The organism is Enterobacter sp. DSM 30060 (genome assembly GCF_013375955.1).
Classification (GTDB): Bacteria; Pseudomonadota; Gammaproteobacteria; order Enterobacterales; family Enterobacteriaceae; genus Enterobacter; species Enterobacter intestinihominis.
This window is the reverse complement of sequence record NZ_CP056118.1, coordinates 3,027,289-3,044,561: the sequence shown is the minus strand read 5'-3', so window position 1 is coordinate 3,044,561 and position 17,273 is coordinate 3,027,289. Positions and strand designations below refer to the sequence as shown.

Below are 17,273 nucleotides of genomic sequence, written 5' to 3'. Positions count from 1 at the left end.
CTCTTAAAACGTCATCATGCAAGCCGCCTTAAACGGGCTGCCTGAATGCAACTTGCATCATGGTGCTGGAATGAAATGGGCGCGGGTGCGCCCATTGATTGCCGGGTGGCACTTCGTTTACCCGGCCTACGGTACTGTAGGCCTGTGCAAGCGTAGCGCCGCCAGGCTTTACAGACTTAGATCTTGCCGACCAGGTCCAGAGATGGCGCCAGCGTCGCTTCGCCTTCTTTCCATTTCGCCGGGCACACTTCGCCTGGGTGAGAAGCAACGTACTGAGCCGCCTTCACTTTGCGCAGCAGGTCAGATGCATCACGGCCGATACCTTCAGCGGTAACTTCGATAGCCTGGATAATGCCCTGCGGGTCAACAACGAAGGTCGCACGGTCAGCCAGGCCTTCATCTTCACGCATGTTGTCGAAGTTACGGGTCAGGGCGCCAGTCGGGTCGCCGATCATCGCGTATTTGATTTTCGCGATAGTTTCAGAGCTGCTGTGCCACGCTTTGTGGGTGAAGTGGGTATCGGTAGAAACAGAGTAAACGTCTACGCCCAGCTTTTGCAGTTCTTCGTAGTGGTCTGCAACGTCGCCCAGTTCGGTCGGGCAAACGAAGGTGAAGTCAGCCGGATAGAAGAAGAACACGCTCCAGCGGCCTTCGGTATCTTTCTCAGTAACTTCGATGAACTCACCGTTTTTGAACGCCTGGTTTTTGAAAGGTTTAATTTTGGTGTTAATCAAGGACATCTGTACTTCCTCCGTGTTTTCGTTGAGGTGTAAGGTAACCAACTTTGTTCATCGGGGCTAATGCGTATGCTTTATCAAATCAATCAGCCAAACCTTACAACAGCAACAAGACAGCAAGGTGAACCTTTTACAGGAAAGCCTGAAAGTAAAAAGGCCGCCTCAACGGGCGGCCCTGATACCTGAATTCCCCGCAGGTACATTCAGTGCCAGCCGAAGCTGGCGTTGCGTTGCGCTCTACATACCTTGTATCAAGGCCGTAACAGCGGTTTGATTACAGCACCCCTGCGCGCAATGAGCAATGCATAAGAGGGATAGTCCTGCCTATGGCTGTGATAGGCAGATTCGAACAGGTCATTGAAACATTATAAATTTAATTTCATTATGGGTTTCACGCTATATATAAACGCCATTTGTCATTCAAATAATTCAATCACACTTTAAAGATAAAATTATCTTAATAACTCTTGAAGATATGTTTCAATAATCCAAAGCCGTGATATATTAAGATCACTTAAATTTTAAATTAAGCGAGTTATTCACACGGATTGTAAAGGGTAACTACACTCTGTCGTACTCCATGGTGTGATAACGACAGCAAACTCAACTCACTCAGGACGAAACATGGCAAACCTCTACGACCTAAAAAAATTCGATCTCAATCTGTTAGTTATCTTCGAATGCATTTACCAACATCTCAGTATCAGTAGGGCTGCCGAGACGCTTTATATCACACCATCCGCCGTCAGCCAGTCGCTGCAACGCCTGCGCGGTCAGCTTGATGACCCCCTGTTTATCCGTTCAGGGAAGGGAATTACGCCCACCACGGTAGGTACTAACTTGCATCATCATCTGGAAAAAAATCTCAATCAGCTTGAGCAGACGATCAACATGATGCATCACTCGGACATCAAGAAAAAGTTCGTTATCTATTGCACTCAAATGGTGTCTCCTGGTTCGATGCTGGAACCGTTGAAGCTTTTAATATCTGAGGAGAATTATGAGGTAGAACAAAGAGATATGCTTATTTCCTCCGAATCAGCGGAAGATTTGTTGGCCTATCGTAAAGCCGATCTCATCTTCTCTATCGCACCTATCCACAATCGCTCTGTGGTCTGCACCCACTTCACTACGGTGCCGATAGCCTTAATCTGTAGAGCAGACCACCCAAGGCTCGCTGACACAGCTACGGTGGACGCGCTATACCAGGAGAAATTCACTTTTTACCAGAGTGCTCATCCGGGTGTAAAAGAGTTCCAGAGTCGGGCCAATGACGCTTTTCCGGAAAGAAATATTGCTTTTCGCACCGACTCCCTTAGCTCTCTCATCTCTATGGTCAGTTCATCTGATTTGTTAGGCTATATCCCCGTGTCGATCTATGAAACATTTAAAGAATCTTTGAAATTAAAAAGGCTTGAGCCACCGTTTGCGCTGCCTGAATTAAAGATCTATATGCTCTACGGCCGTTCATCACTGAATAGCTCTGTTTTTTCAACATTCATTGAAAAAATGCATAAGCTCTGCGTTTCTCCGCCGTCTGCGTAAAATACATTTGCATGGTGAATATAATTAAAGCGAACCGAAAAAAATGACTCCGTGAAATTAAGGATAAATAATTCCATAATATCGTTTTGATTTTCCCCAGACATTTAACACGCAGGACGCGATTAATCATGTCGAACTATAAAATCCCTTTACAGGAAAATGTTTTAGACGCTTCTGCGGAACGCATACACTGGACGCTTAACAATTTCCCCAGGGTATGCGTTTCCTTTTCCGGTGGAAAAGATTCTACCGTGATGCTGCATCTTGTTGCTCAGAAAGCACGGCAATTAAAGCGAAAAATAGACGTCATCTTTCTGGACTGGGAAGCGCAATTCTCGTCGACCATTCAGCATGTTGACGCTATGAAAACGCTCTATCGGGATGTTATCCACCAGTTCTGGTGGGTAGCGCTTCCGCTCACGACCCAGAACGCCCTGTCACAGTTTCAACCTGAATGGCAGTGCTGGGAACCCGGAACAAACTGGGTTCGCCAGCCACCAGAAGATGCCATTACCGATTATCACTATTTCGATTTTTATCAGCAGGGAATGACGTTTGAAGCCTTCGTGCGCGAGTTTGCCGAATGGTATGCGCAAAGACGTCCTTCCGCAGTCATGGTGGGGATCCGCGCCGATGAATCTTACAACCGCTTTCTGGCTATCGCGTCGGCGCGTAAGCAGCGCTTTTCTGACGATAAACCCTGGACGACCGTCGCCCCGGGTGGGCACGCCTGGTATATCTACCCACTGTACGACTGGAAAACCGCCGACATCTGGACGTGGTTCGCGAAATCAAAATGTTGCTATAACCCGTTATACGACCTGATGTACAAGGCGGGGGTGCCGCCGCGTTATATGCGCATCTGCGAACCGTTTGGTCCGGAACAGCGTCAGGGCTTATGGCTCTATCATGTCATTGAACCCGAACGCTGGGCGGCTATGTGTGAACGCGCCTGCGGCGTGCGAAGTGGAGGTATTTATGCCGGGCACGATAACCATTTTTATGGCCACCGGAAGATCCTGAAACCTGACCATCTCGGCTGGCGCGAATACGCCATGCTGCTACTCGACAGCATGCCGCAAAATACGGCGGAACATTACCGAAATAAAATTGCAATTTATCTCCACTGGTATCAAAAGCGAGGCCTGGAGGATATTCCCGATACGCAGGAGGGTGACATTGGCGCAAAAGATATCCCTTCCTGGCGACGCATTTGCAAGGTTTTACTCAACAATGACTACTGGTGCCGGGCTCTCTCATTTAGTCCAAACAAACCTAAACACTATCAACGCTACAGCGAAAGAGTGAAAGCCAAACGCAAGGAATGGGGGATTTTATGCAGCAGCAAATAATCAGAGAAATGCAGACGTACCTGCAGGCCCTTTCTGAAGAAGAGAAAATCGGCGCTATTAATGCCTTTCGCCAGGCATTACACGAAATCAGCCCTTTTAATAATCAACCCGTCGACTGCGTATTGTGGATAAAACAGACTGACATCACCGCCAATGACTACAACCCAAATAATGTCGCTCCGGCGGAGAAGCGGTTGCTCAGCAAATCACTGGAGCTGGATGGATTCACACAACCTATCGTTGTGACGGAAAATGCGCCTGAGAGCTATGAAATTGTCGATGGATTCCATCGCCATGAGCTTGGCAGTCATCGGGCTATTCTGAAGCGTCAACTTAAAGGTTACCTCCCTGTTACCTGCCTGCGTAAAGCACGTCAGGAAAAGTTCGATCGCATGGCTGCAACCATTCGTCACAACCGCGCGCGTGGACGCCACCAGATCAATGCCATGTCAGAAATCGTGCGAGAACTGGTGCTTATGGGCTGGAGTGAGCAGAAAATTGGCCTGGAGTTGGGTATGGACAGCGATGAAGTGCTGCGACTGAAGCAAATCAACGGTCTGCTGGAACTCTTCGCGGACCGTCGTTTTTCAGAAGCCTGGACGGTTGAATAGTCAGAGCGAATTTAAGCGCGCAGCCGCTGCCAGCAGCGTCGACTCCTGCTTCGCAAAGCAAAGACGAATCAGTTTATGCGGGAAGGGATCGGCGCAGAACACCGACAGCGGAATGGCCGCCACGCCCACCTCTTTCGTCAGCCACTGGCAAAAACTGACATCATCCAGATCGGAAATCGCGCTGTAGTCCGCCAGCAGGAAGTAGGTGCCTTCGCATGGCAGGATCTCCAGCCGACTCTCGCTCAAGGCAGTCACAAACCGATCCCGCCGCGCACGGTAAAAAGCTGGCAGGTCCCGGTAATGTTCAGGTTCAGCGCGCAGCATATCCGCCAGCGCCAGCTGGGCGGGTGTGTTTACGGCAAACGTCAAATACTGGTGCACTTTACGCAGCTCAGCGCTGATGGCGGCGGGCGCCACGCAGTACCCTACCTTCCAGCCGGTCATATGGTAGGTTTTCCCAAATGATGATACCGCGATTGCGCGCTCGCGAAGCTGCGGATGCGCCAGCACGCTGGCATGACCCTCCTCGGCAAAGCAGATGTGCTCATACACCTCGTCGCTCAGAACATAGATTTCACGTTCGGCGATGGCCTGCCACAGGGCGGCAAAATCGCTTTTCTGCCACACCGTCGCCGATGGGTTGTGTGGCGTATTCAGGATCACCAGCCGGGTTTTATCGCTCAGCAGCGCGGCAAACGCCTGCCAGTCCGGACGAAAATGCGGCGGCTGGAGCGCCACGCGTTTCACCACGCCACCGGCCAGTTCAATCGCCGGGGCGTAGCTATCGTAGCTTGGGTCAAAACAAATCACCTCATCGCCCGTACGCACCAGGGCGGTTATCGCCGCATACAGCGCTTCGGTCGCCCCTGCGGTTACCGTGATATCGCTGTTCGTGTCAGGCTTATGGCCGTATAACTCCGCCGTTTTATCCGCAATGGCTTCACGCAACGCCTGCACGCCGGTCATCGGCGCATACTGGTTGGCTCCCTGCGCAACGTGGTACGCCAGACGCTCCTGCAAATATTTCGGCCCGTCAAAATCCGGGAAACCTTGTGAGAGGTTAATGGCGTTGTGCTGCTGCGCCAGGGCGCTCATCTGCGTAAAAATCGTCGTGCCGAGATTCGGAAGTTTACTCTGCGGGATCAACGGGTTATTGCTCATTGTAGTGTGCCTGCCTGTAATACTTATGTTGCTGACACTATAACACGATGTTAGTCTTTGGCAATCAAGACGCTTAGACGTCTAAATGATATAAATATTCCTGACCGAGAGGGTAAAAGGAAATGACAGACAACCTGCAACTCACACACCTGGTCGAGGCCTGCCGCTGGATTGGCGCTAAAGGCTGGGCGCCCGCTACCGGCGGCAATATGTCCGTGCGTCAGGATGAACATCTGTGCTGGCTGAGCGAATCCGGAAAAGACAAAGGCAGCCTGACCACCGCCGATTTTCTACAGGTTGAAATCGCCACCAACCGTGCGCCTTCTGGCCGTAAACCGTCGGCAGAGACCGGGCTGCATACCCTCATCTACCGCCTGTTCCCCGAGGCTAACGCCGTCCTGCACGTTCACACCGTCAATGCCACGGTGCTGTCACGGCTGGTCAACGAGACCGAGCTGAAGATCTCCGGCTTCGAGATGCAAAAATCCCTTACCGGGCAGACCACGCATCGGGATACGGTGGCCATCCCGGTGTTTGATAATGACCAGGACATCGACGCCCTCGCCTCTCGCATCGCCCATTACGCGCAGGAACGCCCGCTTAATTATGGTTTTCTTCTGCGCGGTCATGGCTTAACCTGCTGGGGACGCGACGTGGCCGAAGCTCGCCGTCATCTGGAAGGTTTAGAATTCTTATTTGAATGCGAAATGCGTTTACGACAATGGGAGAGAGTATGATTCGCGCGATTGTGACGGATATTGAAGGGACCACCAGCGATATCCGTTTTGTCCATGATGTTTTGTTCCCTTACGCGCGTGAGCGGCTGGCGGCCTTTGTGACCGCGCAGCAGTACGCCGAGCCGGTCAAATCGATTCTGGACAACCTGCGCGATGAAATCAGCACTCCGCATGCCAGCGTCAGCGATCTCATCAACGTGTTGTTTACCTTTATGGATGAAGACCGCAAATCGACGGCGCTCAAAGCCCTGCAAGGCATCATCTGGCAGGACGGTTACATCAACGGTGACTTTACCGGCCATCTCTACCCTGATGTACTGCCCGCGCTGGAAAAATGGAAGGCACAAGGGATTGATCTCTATGTTTATTCCTCTGGCTCCGTCGCCGCGCAGAAACTGTTATTTGGCTACAGCGACGAAGGTGATATTACTCATCTGTTCAGCGGCTATTTTGATACCCGCATCGGCGCCAAGCGTGAGGTGCAGTCTTATCAAAATATTGCGGCGCAAACGGGCATCGCCCCGTCGCAGATCCTGTTCCTGTCGGATATTCATCAGGAGCTGGACGCGGCTGAACAGGCGGGTTTTCGCACCCTGCAACTGATACGCGGTGAAGATGACGGCGCAAGCCATCACCATCAGATCCACCAGTTTGACGAGATTAACCCGGAGCAGATCCCTTCATGAGCGCATTGACCATTTATTCCGATAAAGACGCCAGTCATCACCTGTGGCACAGCACCGACGCCGCCGAGATTGCCCAACAGCTCAACGCCAAAGGCGTGCGGTTTGAACGCTGGGCGGCAGACCGTGATTTAGGGCAGGATCCCGCGCCTGAAGCCGTGATTGAGGCGTATCAGCATGCAATCGACAAGCTGGTGGCAGAGAAAGGTTATCAGAGCTGGGACGTGATTAGCCTTCGCGCCGACAATCCGCAGAAAGAGGCGCTGCGCGCGAAGTTTCTGAACGAACACACTCACGGCGAAGACGAAGTGCGCTTTTTCGTGGAAGGGGCGGGACTATTCTGCCTGCACATCGGCGATGAGGTGTATCAGGTGCTGTGCGAGAAAAACGACCTGATTTCCGTACCTGCAGGCACGCCGCACTGGTTTGACATGGGTTCAGAGCCGAACTTTACCGCCATTCGTATTTTCGACAATCCGGAAGGCTGGGTTGCCCAGTTTACGGGCGATGCAATCGCGGATGCGTATCCACGCCTGGCCTGATCTTTTCTCCCTACCCCGCAAAGTAATGCGAGCACCGTGCTATCCCCTCGCCCCTCTGGGGAGAGGGTTAGGGTGAGGGGAACATACGGCTCAGGGGGTCAGTTCCATACTCAGGCATTAATTAAATACTGGCGATAATCCTCTGCACATCTGCGCCAACCAGCCTCGCCAGATGCACAAACTCCACCACGTCCAACCTACGCTCACCGTTTTCCACTTTAGCAATAAACGATTGTGGCTTTCCCAGTGCCTCCGCAAGCTGCGCCTGAGTCATCCCCTTCTCTTTACGCGCTTTCTTCAACGCATTGATAACACGCTGGTATTCATCCGAGTAAACTGAAGCCATTGTTCCGATTCCATACAAATATCCTGAAATCGAATATCCTCCCGTTGCCTTTTTATCCCAAAATAGGATAATTGAGCGCGTAACGAACACATGTAAGGAGGACACAATGCAACATCAGAACTGGCACCCGGCCGATATTATCGCTGCACTAAAGAAACATGGAACAAGCCTGGCTGCGTTGTCCAGAAAGGCTGGCCTTTCCTCATCCACACTGGCAAATGCGCTTACCCGACCATGGCCTAAAGGTGAATTGCTTATCGCTCAGGTGCCAGACATTCCACCCGATGTGATATGGCCGGAAAGATACTTTGATGAAAAGGGAGAGCGAGTATTTCGTCAGATGAGGAATACCAAAAAGAGAAATCTGTCTTCAACATAATCAATGAATTCTCCCCCCTCACCCCAGCCCTCTCCCTCAAGGGAGAGGGGGTCTAAGGGCACTACCGTTTCGGCCCTTTCACATACCCCACCAGCTGATCCAACACCACGCCCCACCCTTCGTGGAAGCCCATCTGTTCATGCTGCTCGCGGATCTCCTTCGTTGGGTGACGCGCTATCGCCGTGTAGCGGGTTTTGCCCTCCCCCACATCTTCCAGCAGCAGGATCGCTGTCATAAACGGCTTTTCAGCCGGCTTCCAGCCCTCAGTATAGCCATCGGTAAAGACCAGCTTGTTCCCCGGATCGATTTCAAGAAATACGCCCCGGTTATCCATCCGCTGCCCGTCCACCTCAAACACGGTATTGAACCGCCCACCCACGCGCAGATCGAGGTCGCATTCAGTCACCTTATGGGGAGCAGGAATGAAGAAGTTTTTGATGTGCTCCGGTGTGGTCCAGCAGAGCCACAGCAGGTCGCTCGGTGCATCCACCACGCGTTCCAGTTTTAAGTCTGTTTCAGGATCGAGCGTCACGATAACGTCCTCTAAAGGGAACCCCTTACAAGGATAGTCCCACTCAGGCGAATTTCCCTTTCGCTACCTCTTCAGGGGTGACCACGCCCGTATCCAGCACCCAGCCGCTAATCAGCGAGGCGGGGGTAACGTCAAACGCCGGGTTATAGACCTGCGCCTCTTGCGGCGCCCACTGCACCGCGCCAAAGCTTCCCGCCACGCCCGTCACTTCGCTGGCCGCGCGCTGCTCAATCGGGATCGCGTCACCGTTCGGGCAGTCCCGGTCGAGGGTCGTTTGCGGGGCGGCGACGTAGAACGGAATACCGTGGAACTTCGCCAGCACCGCCAGGGAATAGGTGCCGATTTTGTTCGCCACGTCGCCGTTGGCGGCAATGCGGTCTGCCCCCACCCACACGGCATCCACCTGCCCTTTTGCCATCAGGCTGGCGGCCATGGAGTCAGTAATCAGCTGATACGGCACGCCCAGCTCGCCCAGCTCCCATGCGGTCAGCCTGCCGCCCTGCAACAGCGGACGGGTTTCATCCACCCAGACGTTGCTGACGTTGCCTGCCTGATGCGCGCGGGCAATCACCCCTAGCGCCGTCCCGACGCCCGCCGTTGCCAGCCCGCCGGTATTGCAGTGGGTCAGCAGGCGGCTGCCGGGCTTCACCAGCGCGCTACCAGCTTTCGCAATCGCGTCGCAAAGCCGTTTGTCTTCATTAATCAGGCGCAGCGCTTCAGCCACCAGCGCCGGAACGAACGCTTCCTGCCACAGCGCAATCTTCATGCGGTCGAGATTGTTCATCAGGTTCACCGCCGTCGGGCGGGAGGCACGCAGGGTCTCCAGCGCCGCCGCCAGCTCGTCGCGGCCTTTACCGCTTTCCGCTAACAGCGCCAGCAGCAGGCTTGCAGAGAGACCAATTAACGGCGCGCCACGCACGCGCAGAGCGTGGATATGCCCAACCAGCGCCTCCACCGTCGAGGCATCCAGCCAGCGTTTCTCCTGCGGAAGCGCCTGCTGGTCGAGAATATAGAGCTGATTATTCGCCACCCGCAGGCTGGTCGTCTGTAATGTCTGCATGTCGTTAATTCCCTGTTGCGTTGTTGTAGCACATTGTGTCAGGATGAAATCCAGATGTATAGACGTCTACATGTCTTAATTAGCAAAACTGAGGAGCAGGCCATGTCGCAATACCGTACCTTTACCGCTCAGGACGCCGTGGAGTATGCCAGGCAGTTTGGCGGACTTGACGATCCGTCATCGCTGGTGGAGGCGCAGGAAATCGGCGACGGTAACCTCAACCTGGTCTTTAAAGTTTTCGACCGCGCGGGCGTGAGCCGCATCGTCGTTAAGCAGGCGCTGCCCTATGTGCGCTGCGTCGGCGAGTCCTGGCCGCTGACGCTGGATCGCGCTCGCCTGGAGGCGCAAACCCTGGTCGAGCATTACAAGCACAGCCCTCAGCACACGGTGAAAATCCACCACTTTGACCCGAAACTGGCGGTGATGGTGATGGAAGATCTCTCCAGCCATCGCATCTGGCGCGGCGAGCTGATTAACAACATTTACTACCCGCAGGCGGCGCGGCAGCTGGGTGAATATCTGGCTCACACCCTGTTCCACACCAGCGATTTTTATCTGCATCCGCACGAGAAAAAAGCGCAGGTGGCAAAATTCATCAACCCGGAGATGTGCGAGATCACCGAAGATCTGTTCTTCAACGATCCGTACCAGATCCACGCGCGCAATAGCTACCCGGCCGATCTGGAGAACGATGTTGCCGCCCTGCGCGACGACGCCCAGCTTAAAATCGCTGTGGCCTCCCTGAAGCACCGCTTCTTTTCGCATGCCGAAGCCCTGCTGCACGGGGACATTCACAGCGGCTCAATTTTTGTGGCCGACGGCAGTCTGAAGGCCATCGACGCCGAGTTCGGCTACTTTGGCCCGATTGGCTTTGACGTTGGCACTGCCATCGGCAACCTGCTGCTGAACTTCTGCGGCCTGCCGGGGCATCTGGGCATTCGCGATGCCGCCGCCGCGCGCGAGCAGCGCCTGACCGATATTCAGGAACTGTGGAACACCTTCGCGGAGCGCTTCCAGGCGCTGGCGAATGAGAAAACGCGCGACGCCGCGCTGAGCGCGCCGGGCTATGCCTCTGCGTTCCTGAAAAAGGTCTGGCATGACGCCATCGGATTCTGCGGCACCGAGCTGATTCGCCGCAGCGTCGGGCTTTCCCATGTGGCGGATATCGACACCATTCAGGATGAAGCGATGCGTCACGAATGCCTGCGCCACGCGATATCCCTCGGCAAGGCGCTGATTGTGATTGCCGACCGCATCGACAGCGCGGAAGAGCTGGTCGCGCGGGTGCGGCAGTACAGTTGAGAACGTTTGCCCGGTGGCGCTGCGCTTACCGGGCCTACGGGTGCAAAATGTAGGCCGGGTAAGGCGAAGCCGCCACCCGGCAAAAACTCACCCCAGATACTCAATCACCGACATCCCACCGTTATAATCCGTGCTGTAAATAATCCCCTGCGCATCCACAAACACGTCGCACGACTGGATCACCTGCGGGCGATTGGGCCGCGTATCCATCATCTTTTCCGGCGCCGCGGGCACCAGCGCCCCCGTTTCCACCGGGCGATACGGATTGGAAATGTCATACGCGCGCACGCCCGCGTTCTGGTACGTCGCGAAGATCAGCGTTGAGCTGACAAAGCTCCCCGGCCGGTTCTCGTGCAGGTTGTGCGGGCCGAAATGCGCCCCTTTCGCCACGTAGTCGGTTTCATCCGGCTGCGGGAAGGTAGAAATGCTCACCGGGTTCGACGGCTCGCGGATATCAAACAGCCAGATCAGCTTCTCGCCGTCCTGCTGGTTATCCAGCACCGCCTCGTCCAGCACCACCAGCAGGTCGCGATCCGGCAGCGGAAGCGCGGTGTGCGTCCCGCCGCCAAACGGCGGGCTCCAGTTACGGTGGCTAATGAGCTTAGGCCGGGTGCGGTCCTTCACGTCCAGCAGCGTCAGGCCACCGTCGCGCCAGCTGCCGTACGCGGTATCGCCTGCAATAATCGCATGGTGCAGGGCGTAGCGTTTGCCTTCCGGCCAGTTCGGCTGTTCGCCTTCGGCCTGATTCATCCCCGGCAGCCACCAGCGTCCCGCCACTTCAGGCTTGCGCGGGTCCGCCAGATCGATGGTCAGAAAGATGTAGTCGGTAAAGCCGTCTATCAGCGCTGAGACATACGCCCAGCGGCCACCGACGTACCAGATGCGGTGAATGCCGATGCCGCTCAGCGATAAAAAGCCTATCTCGCGTGGCCTGTCCGGTGTGGAGATATCAAAGACGCGAAGCCCGGCGCTCCAGCCTTTATCCTGCACATCGCTGACGGTCTCCCCCACCTGGCGGGTGTAGTAAACCTTCTCATCGGCAAAACGCGCATCGGCAAACAGATCCCGGGCGTTGATCACCAGCAGCAGGTCGTCATGCGCCTGGAGATGCACATTCCAGGTACCCGGCGGCGCAGGCACGTATCCTGCGGCTTTTGGTTTTTTCGGGTCGCGCACGTCCACTATCGAAAAGCCCTGCGACACCATATGGCCGATATAGGCGAAACCGCGGTGCACCATCAGCTGCACGCCGTCCGGGCGACCGCCCTGATCGCTATGGCCAATCAGCCGCATATTGCGGCTGTATTCGGGTTGAGGTAATGCAGACATGTATAAGTCCTTTCGCCGGATGGCGGCTGCGCCTTATCCGGCCTACAACACCGTAGGCCCGGTAAGCAAAGCGCCACCGGGCATTATTTTGACCTGGCTTCCAGCGTCGCAAACCACGGCGCAACAAAATCTTCCGTCTGGCCCCAGCCCGGAATGATTTTCCCCAGAGACGCCACGTTCACCGCGCCCGGCTGGGCGGTCAGCAGCGCCTGCGGAATGGCCGCCGCCTTGAAATCGTAAGTGGCAGGCGTCGCTTCTCCGGCAATCTTATTGGCAATCAGGCGTACGTTGGTCGCGCCAATCAGCTTCGGATCCACCGCCACGCTCACTGCCCATGGGCTACCCGGCTCGCGCATCAGCTGTAAATCCTGGTTGGAGATGTCGATGCTGTAGAGTTTGATCTCGGTTCGGCCGTTCTCTTTCAGCGCCTTATACGCGCCCTGGCTGAAGGCATCCCAGGTACCCCAGATGGCATCGATTTTACCTTTCGGGTATTTCGCGAGGATCGCGCCCACCTTGTTGGCAGTGTCGCCCTGCACGTCAGAGGAGACCGCGCCGATGGACTCCAGCTCTTTAATCTCCGGGTACTGCTTTTGCAGTTCTTTGTAGGCCGCCTGACGGCGCTCCATCGGCGGGAAGCCCGCGACCCATAGCTTGACGATATTGGCCTTGCCGTTGAAATCTTTCGCCAGCTGGCCGAAAGAGAGGTTGGTCAGGGAGGCATCGTCCTGCTGGGTAACGGTTACGCCCGGGATCTCGCCGTTCACAGCGGTATCAAACACCGAAACTTTGATCCCGGCATCCACCGCCTTCTTCACCAGCGCGGTGGAGTACGGATCGCGCCCCTGAGAGAGAATAATCCCGTCGTATTTCTGGCTGATGGCCTGGTTAACGAAATCCTGGAATTTGGCGTCGTCCCCGTTACTTAAAAAGGTGCTGACCTTAAAGCCGAGCTTTTTCCCTTCCTGAATCGCCCCGGCAACAAACTGCGTGGTGTTGTCGTCCGAGCCCAGGTTGCGGATCACCGCGATGCGGATCGGGCCGTCATGGCTGGCAATGGCGGTCGGAACCGGCGCGGGGGTAGCCGCCAGGCCCGGCAGAGAAGTGAGTAACCCAAGAGCTACCAAAGAGAGCGCAATCTTTTTCATTTATTATCCCGTTGTGTTGTCAGCGTTTTTGTATGTAGGTAATCGCCAGCGCTACCGCGAGCACCAGCCCTTTTATAATGTCCATGGCGTAATACGGCACGGAGAGCATCACCAGCCCGTTCGACAGCACGCCGAGGATCACCGCCCCCACCAGCGTACCCAGCGCGTTCGGCTTGCCGGATCCGGCCAGCGAGAAGCCGATCCACGCCGCCGCCACCGCGTCCATCAGGTAGCCGCCGCCCGCATTCACCTGCGATGAACCAATACGCGAGGCCAGCAGAATGCCGCCCAGCCCCGCCAGCAGAGAGGCAATCACGTAGGCTGCCACTTTGTAGCGGGTGGTGCGAATGCCGGAGAGGCGCGCGGCTTCGGGGTTGCCGCCAATGGCGTACATCCGGCGTCCATGGGTGGTCAGCGACAGGCCCAGCTGTGCCAGAATCGTCACCACCAGCATGACGATCACAATGGTCGGCACCTGCCCGAGCAGGCCAAACGCCGCCGGAATGGTCCCTTCCGCCATGTCGCCGCTCGGCAGTACCATGTTCTCGGTAATCGACCCGCCGTAGCTGTAGGTCATCGCCACACCCTGAATGACAAACAGGCTGGCAAGGGTCGCGAGCATGTCCGGAATGCGCAGGATGACGATCAGAAAGGCGTTAAACAGGCCGACCAGCGTACAGAGCGCGAGGGTCAGCAGAATCGACTCGGTGGTGCCAAAGCCGTGCCAGACGAAAAGCGAAATCACCAGCGCGTTCGCCAGCGACGCGGTAGATCCCACGGAGAGATCGAACCCGCCGACGGTCAGCGAAATAGAGACGCCAACGGCAATCACCGTCACGATGGCAATCGAGCGCAGAATGTTGATGATGTTGTTCGGGTCGAGGAAGCTGTCCGACGCCAGGCCAAACACCGCCACCAGCGCGACGACGGTCAGCAGCATGCCCCACTTATAAAGAAAATCGAAAATCTGCTGACGGCCAGACGCCGCCGTGGTCACTGAAAGGGCCTTGCTCACGACGCCGTTCCTCCGGTTGAATAATAAAGTAGTGTTTCTTCCCGGGCCTCTGCCCCGGCGATTTCCGCCACGATGCGCCCGTCCCACAGCACGCAGATGCGGTCGCACAGACCGACCAGCTCGGCAAATTCACCCGAGGCGTAAATCACCCCTTTGCCCTCGCGCGCCAGGCCGTCGATCAGTTGAAACAGATCGGTTTTGGCCTTCACGTCCACGCCTTTGGTCGGCTCGTCGAATATCAGCACGCTGGCGTCATTGCGCAGCCATTTCCCGATGGCGACCTTCTGCTGGTTACCGCCGGAAAGCCGACGCAGCACCTGCCCCGGCCCGCGCGTGCGCACGCCGACGCGGGCAATCACCTCTTCCGCCCAGCGCCACGCCTGACGATGACCAAACAGGCTCCAGCGCGAGAAACTGTTATCGGCGCACACGGCAAGGTTCATGCTCACCGGCTCGTCGATAAAAATGCCCTCTTTGCGCCGCTCCTCCGGCACCAGCGCCAGACCGCGTAGCACCGAGTCTGCCGGATCGCGCGGTTTCCAGGCCTGATGGTTCAGCTCGCCACGCGCCACGCGGCTTTTGCTGGCGCCAAACAGCGCCTTGCAGAGTTCCGTTTTCCCCGCCCCCGCCAGCCCGGCAATGCCGAGGATTTCACCTTTGCGCAGATGCAGGGAGATATCTTTCAGCAGCGCGTCGTCGTGCAGGCCTTCCACCCGCAGCAGCATCTCTTCACCGTGCGGCGGTCGCGGGGGCGGATAGATATCGCTCAGCTCGTGGCCGAGCATCTTCTCGACGATCTCCTCTCCGCTCAGATCCGCCATCGGGCCGGACTCAATCAGCCTGCCGTCGCGCAGCACCGTCAGGGTGTCGCAGATGGCCTTCAGCTCGTGAATGCGGTGAGAAATAAACACCACGCCAATGCCCTGCTGTTGCAGACGTCTTACTACCGCAAACAGACGCTCGCTTTCGTGCGCGTCCAGCGGCGCAGTGGGCTCATCAAGAATGAGAAAACGGCAGTGGTGCGAGAGTGCCCGCGCCAGCAAAATCTGCTGCTTTTCAGCCAGCGTGCTGCTGTCGATGGAACGGCGAACGTCCAGCGAAACATCCAGCTGCGCCAGCGCCTGCCGCGCCTGCTGACGAATCGCGCGCCAGCTGTAGCGGTGTCCCGGCTGCGCCAGCTGGTCGAGCATAATGTTCTCCGCAATGCTCAGCCCGGGGATCAGCGCCACGTCCACCTCCTGCTGCACAAGGTGGATACCCAGCCGTTTGGCGTCCAGCGGCTCGCGGATGCTTACCGGCTGGTTGTTAATGCAGATTTCGCCTTCATAACGATCGTGCGTCCCACACAGCACCGCCATCAACGTCGATTTTCCCGCGCCGTTGGCGCCGGTCAGCGCATGCACCGACCCGCCATTCAGGGTGAAATCCACGCGCGACAAGGCCTGAAAGCCGGAAAAGGCCAGGCTGATACCGCGCATCTCAAGGCGACTGGAAACCATCCGCGTAAATCCTTCATTACTCTTCTGATTTAGCGAATTTTTCACAGCTCCGGTTGACTGACAACGACGGAAAAGGCATAAGATAAAGCGAAATATTATTAGCCATCCGGATGTCCAGACATAACATCGGGTTAGCGCTTGCTAAAAAAGGACAACTTCATGAGCAACACCGATATCCGCGTCGTGCCCGGCCCGGCGAACTACTTCTCTCATCCGGGAAGCCTTGCGCACCTGGATGATTTCTTTACTCCGGAACAGCTTTCCCGCGCGGTGTGGATCTACGGCGAGCGGGCTATCGAGGGCGCACGCCCTTATCTGCCGGAGAGTTTTAACGCGACGGGGGCAAAACATCTGCTGTTTAAGGGCCATTGCAGCGAGCGTGACGTCACTCATCTGGTGAACGCGTCGGGTGGTGAAGCCAGCGTGGTGATTGGCGTGGGCGGCGGTGCGGTAATGGATACCGTCAAGGCCGTGGCGCGTCGTCTGGGCGTGCCGTTCGTGGGCATTCCCACCATCGCCGCCACCTGCGCGGCGTGGACCCCGCTCTCCGTGTGGTACAACGATGCCGGGCAGGCGCTACAGTTTGAGATTTTTGACGACGCCAACTATCTGGTGCTGGTGGAGCCGCAAATCATCCTTAACGCCCCGGCGGAATACCTGTTGGCAGGCATCGGCGATACGCTGGCGAAGTGGTACGAAGCGGCGGTACTCGCCCCTGAACCGGAAAACCTGCCGCTGACCGTGCGTCTTGGCCTGAACGGTGCGCTGGCGATCCGCGACGTGTTGCTGGAGCGCAGCGAAGAGGCGCTGGCCGACCAGCAGCGCGGCGACCAGACGCAGGCGTTTCGGGACGTGGTGGACGCCGTTATCGCCGGTGGCGGTATGGTCGGCGGTCTGGGCGAACGCTATACCCGCGTGGCGGCGGCACATGCGGTGCACAACGGCTTAACCGTGCTGCCGCAGACGGAAAAATACCTCCACGGCACCAAGGTGGCCTACGGCATTCTGGTGCAGAGCGCCCTGCTCGGTCAGGAGGACGTGCTGGCGCAGCTGGTGGCGGCATACCAGCGTTTTAACCTGCCGACCACGCTTCGCGCGCTGGAGGTCGATATCCATAACCGCGACGAGCTGGACAAGGTCATTGCTCACACCCTGCGCCCGGTGGAGTCGATTCACTTTTTACCGATTACGTTAAGCCCTGACGTTCTGCGCGCCGCGTTTGAGAAGGTGGAATCCTTCAGCCGTTAATCGCGCCGACGGGCTATACCTAATGATGATTCTCTCCACTCTTGCAA

Annotated in this window: 18 protein-coding genes; 9 read left to right on the top strand and 9 right to left on the bottom strand. The window is 56.4% G+C overall.

Annotated features, from left to right (window positions below; all coding sequences use genetic code 11):
* Positions 1-176: 176 nt before the first annotated feature.
* Positions 177-740 carry an alkyl hydroperoxide reductase subunit C gene (gene ahpC / locus HWQ15_RS14430; protein ID WP_014882974.1) on the bottom strand — a complete coding sequence of 188 codons (564 nt, stop codon included), beginning with the start codon at positions 738-740 and terminating at the stop codon, positions 177-179.
* Between the two features lie 621 nt (positions 741-1,361).
* Between ahpC and HWQ15_RS14425 the strand changes: the two genes are divergently transcribed.
* The 3 genes from HWQ15_RS14425 to HWQ15_RS14415 all read left to right on the top strand — a co-directional run bounded on the left by HWQ15_RS14425 (position 1,362) and on the right by HWQ15_RS14415 (position 4,245).
* Positions 1,362-2,282 (top strand): LysR family transcriptional regulator, encoded by a 921-nt coding sequence (locus HWQ15_RS14425; protein ID WP_063216346.1) that lies wholly within the window; start codon positions 1,362-1,364, stop codon positions 2,280-2,282.
* Between the two features lie 128 nt (positions 2,283-2,410).
* Positions 2,411-3,634 (top strand): phosphoadenosine phosphosulfate reductase, encoded by a 1,224-nt coding sequence (locus HWQ15_RS14420; RefSeq protein WP_032621657.1) that lies wholly within the window; start codon positions 2,411-2,413, stop codon positions 3,632-3,634.
* On the top strand, positions 3,619-4,245 hold the full coding sequence (locus HWQ15_RS14415; protein ID WP_046618915.1) for a ParB/RepB/Spo0J family partition protein: 627 nt from the start codon (positions 3,619-3,621) through the stop codon (positions 4,243-4,245). The genes HWQ15_RS14420 and HWQ15_RS14415 overlap by 16 nt, the downstream gene beginning before the upstream one ends.
* Here the strand turns inward: HWQ15_RS14415 and HWQ15_RS14410 are convergent, their stop codons facing one another.
* Positions 4,246-5,406, bottom strand: coding sequence for a pyridoxal phosphate-dependent aminotransferase (locus tag HWQ15_RS14410; protein ID WP_063149483.1), 1,161 nt, complete (start codon positions 5,404-5,406; stop codon positions 4,246-4,248). It lies immediately after the preceding gene.
* Positions 5,407-5,528: 122 nt separating this feature from the next.
* Between HWQ15_RS14410 and HWQ15_RS14405 the strand changes: the two genes are divergently transcribed.
* Genes HWQ15_RS14405 through HWQ15_RS14395 form a run of 3 tightly spaced genes read left to right on the top strand, consistent with a single transcriptional unit; the run spans position 5,529 to position 7,368 of the window.
* Positions 5,529-6,143 (top strand): methylthioribulose 1-phosphate dehydratase, encoded by a 615-nt coding sequence (locus tag HWQ15_RS14405; protein ID WP_022647407.1) that lies wholly within the window; start codon positions 5,529-5,531, stop codon positions 6,141-6,143.
* On the top strand, positions 6,140-6,829 hold the full coding sequence (gene mtnC, locus HWQ15_RS14400) for an acireductone synthase (RefSeq protein ID WP_023305674.1): 690 nt from the start codon (positions 6,140-6,142) through the stop codon (positions 6,827-6,829). Before HWQ15_RS14405 ends, mtnC begins: the two co-directional genes overlap by 4 nt.
* Positions 6,826-7,368, top strand: a complete 543-nt coding sequence (locus HWQ15_RS14395) for an acireductone dioxygenase (RefSeq protein WP_058645960.1) — start codon at positions 6,826-6,828, stop codon at positions 7,366-7,368. The genes mtnC and HWQ15_RS14395 overlap by 4 nt, the downstream gene beginning before the upstream one ends.
* A 121-nt stretch (positions 7,369-7,489) precedes the next feature.
* Here the strand turns inward: HWQ15_RS14395 and HWQ15_RS14390 are convergent, their stop codons facing one another.
* Positions 7,490-7,714, bottom strand: coding sequence for a helix-turn-helix transcriptional regulator (locus HWQ15_RS14390; protein ID WP_023299573.1), 225 nt, complete (start codon positions 7,712-7,714; stop codon positions 7,490-7,492).
* Positions 7,715-7,820: 106 nt separating this feature from the next.
* Here HWQ15_RS14390 and HWQ15_RS14385 point away from each other — a divergent pair, with 106 nt between their 5' ends.
* On the top strand, positions 7,821-8,093 hold the full coding sequence (locus HWQ15_RS14385) for a helix-turn-helix transcriptional regulator (protein WP_045308960.1): 273 nt from the start codon (positions 7,821-7,823) through the stop codon (positions 8,091-8,093).
* Between the two features lie 61 nt (positions 8,094-8,154).
* Here the strand turns inward: HWQ15_RS14385 and HWQ15_RS14380 are convergent, their stop codons facing one another.
* The gene (locus HWQ15_RS14380; protein ID WP_176587397.1) at positions 8,155-8,625 is read right to left on the bottom strand and encodes an SRPBCC family protein; all 471 of its coding nucleotides are present in this window, start codon (positions 8,623-8,625) and stop codon (positions 8,155-8,157) included.
* 43 nt (positions 8,626-8,668) lie between these two features.
* A complete protein-coding gene (gene mtnA, locus HWQ15_RS14375; RefSeq protein ID WP_063149481.1) occupies positions 8,669-9,685 on the bottom strand; it encodes an S-methyl-5-thioribose-1-phosphate isomerase in 1,017 nt (338 codons plus the stop codon).
* Positions 9,686-9,787: 102 nt separating this feature from the next.
* Between mtnA and mtnK the strand changes: the two genes are divergently transcribed.
* A complete protein-coding gene (gene mtnK / locus HWQ15_RS14370) occupies positions 9,788-10,987 on the top strand; it encodes an S-methyl-5-thioribose kinase (RefSeq protein ID WP_063216344.1) in 1,200 nt (399 codons plus the stop codon).
* An 87-nt stretch (positions 10,988-11,074) separates the two neighbouring features.
* Here mtnK and HWQ15_RS14365 read toward each other — a convergent pair whose 3' ends face one another.
* The 4 genes from HWQ15_RS14365 to HWQ15_RS14350 form a co-directional block, all read right to left on the bottom strand.
* The gene (locus HWQ15_RS14365) at positions 11,075-12,316 is read right to left on the bottom strand and encodes an LVIVD repeat-containing protein (protein WP_023299569.1); all 1,242 of its coding nucleotides are present in this window, start codon (positions 12,314-12,316) and stop codon (positions 11,075-11,077) included.
* An 83-nt stretch (positions 12,317-12,399) separates the two neighbouring features.
* Positions 12,400-13,464 carry a sugar ABC transporter substrate-binding protein gene (locus tag HWQ15_RS14360; RefSeq protein ID WP_023299568.1) on the bottom strand — a complete coding sequence of 355 codons (1,065 nt, stop codon included), beginning with the start codon at positions 13,462-13,464 and terminating at the stop codon, positions 12,400-12,402.
* Between the two features lie 19 nt (positions 13,465-13,483).
* Positions 13,484-14,479: an ABC transporter permease gene (locus tag HWQ15_RS14355; RefSeq protein ID WP_022647397.1), complete on the bottom strand. Its 996-nt coding sequence runs from the start codon at positions 14,477-14,479 to the stop codon at positions 13,484-13,486.
* Complete coding sequence (locus HWQ15_RS14350) at positions 14,476-15,978, bottom strand: sugar ABC transporter ATP-binding protein (RefSeq protein WP_063149479.1); 1,503 nt, start codon at positions 15,976-15,978, stop codon at positions 14,476-14,478. Before HWQ15_RS14350 ends, HWQ15_RS14355 begins: the two co-directional genes overlap by 4 nt.
* A gap of 159 nt (positions 15,979-16,137) precedes the next feature.
* Between HWQ15_RS14350 and HWQ15_RS14345 the strand changes: the two genes are divergently transcribed.
* Positions 16,138-17,226, top strand: coding sequence for an oxidoreductase (locus HWQ15_RS14345; protein ID WP_023299565.1), 1,089 nt, complete (start codon positions 16,138-16,140; stop codon positions 17,224-17,226).
* Positions 17,227-17,273: the final 47 nt, after the last annotated feature.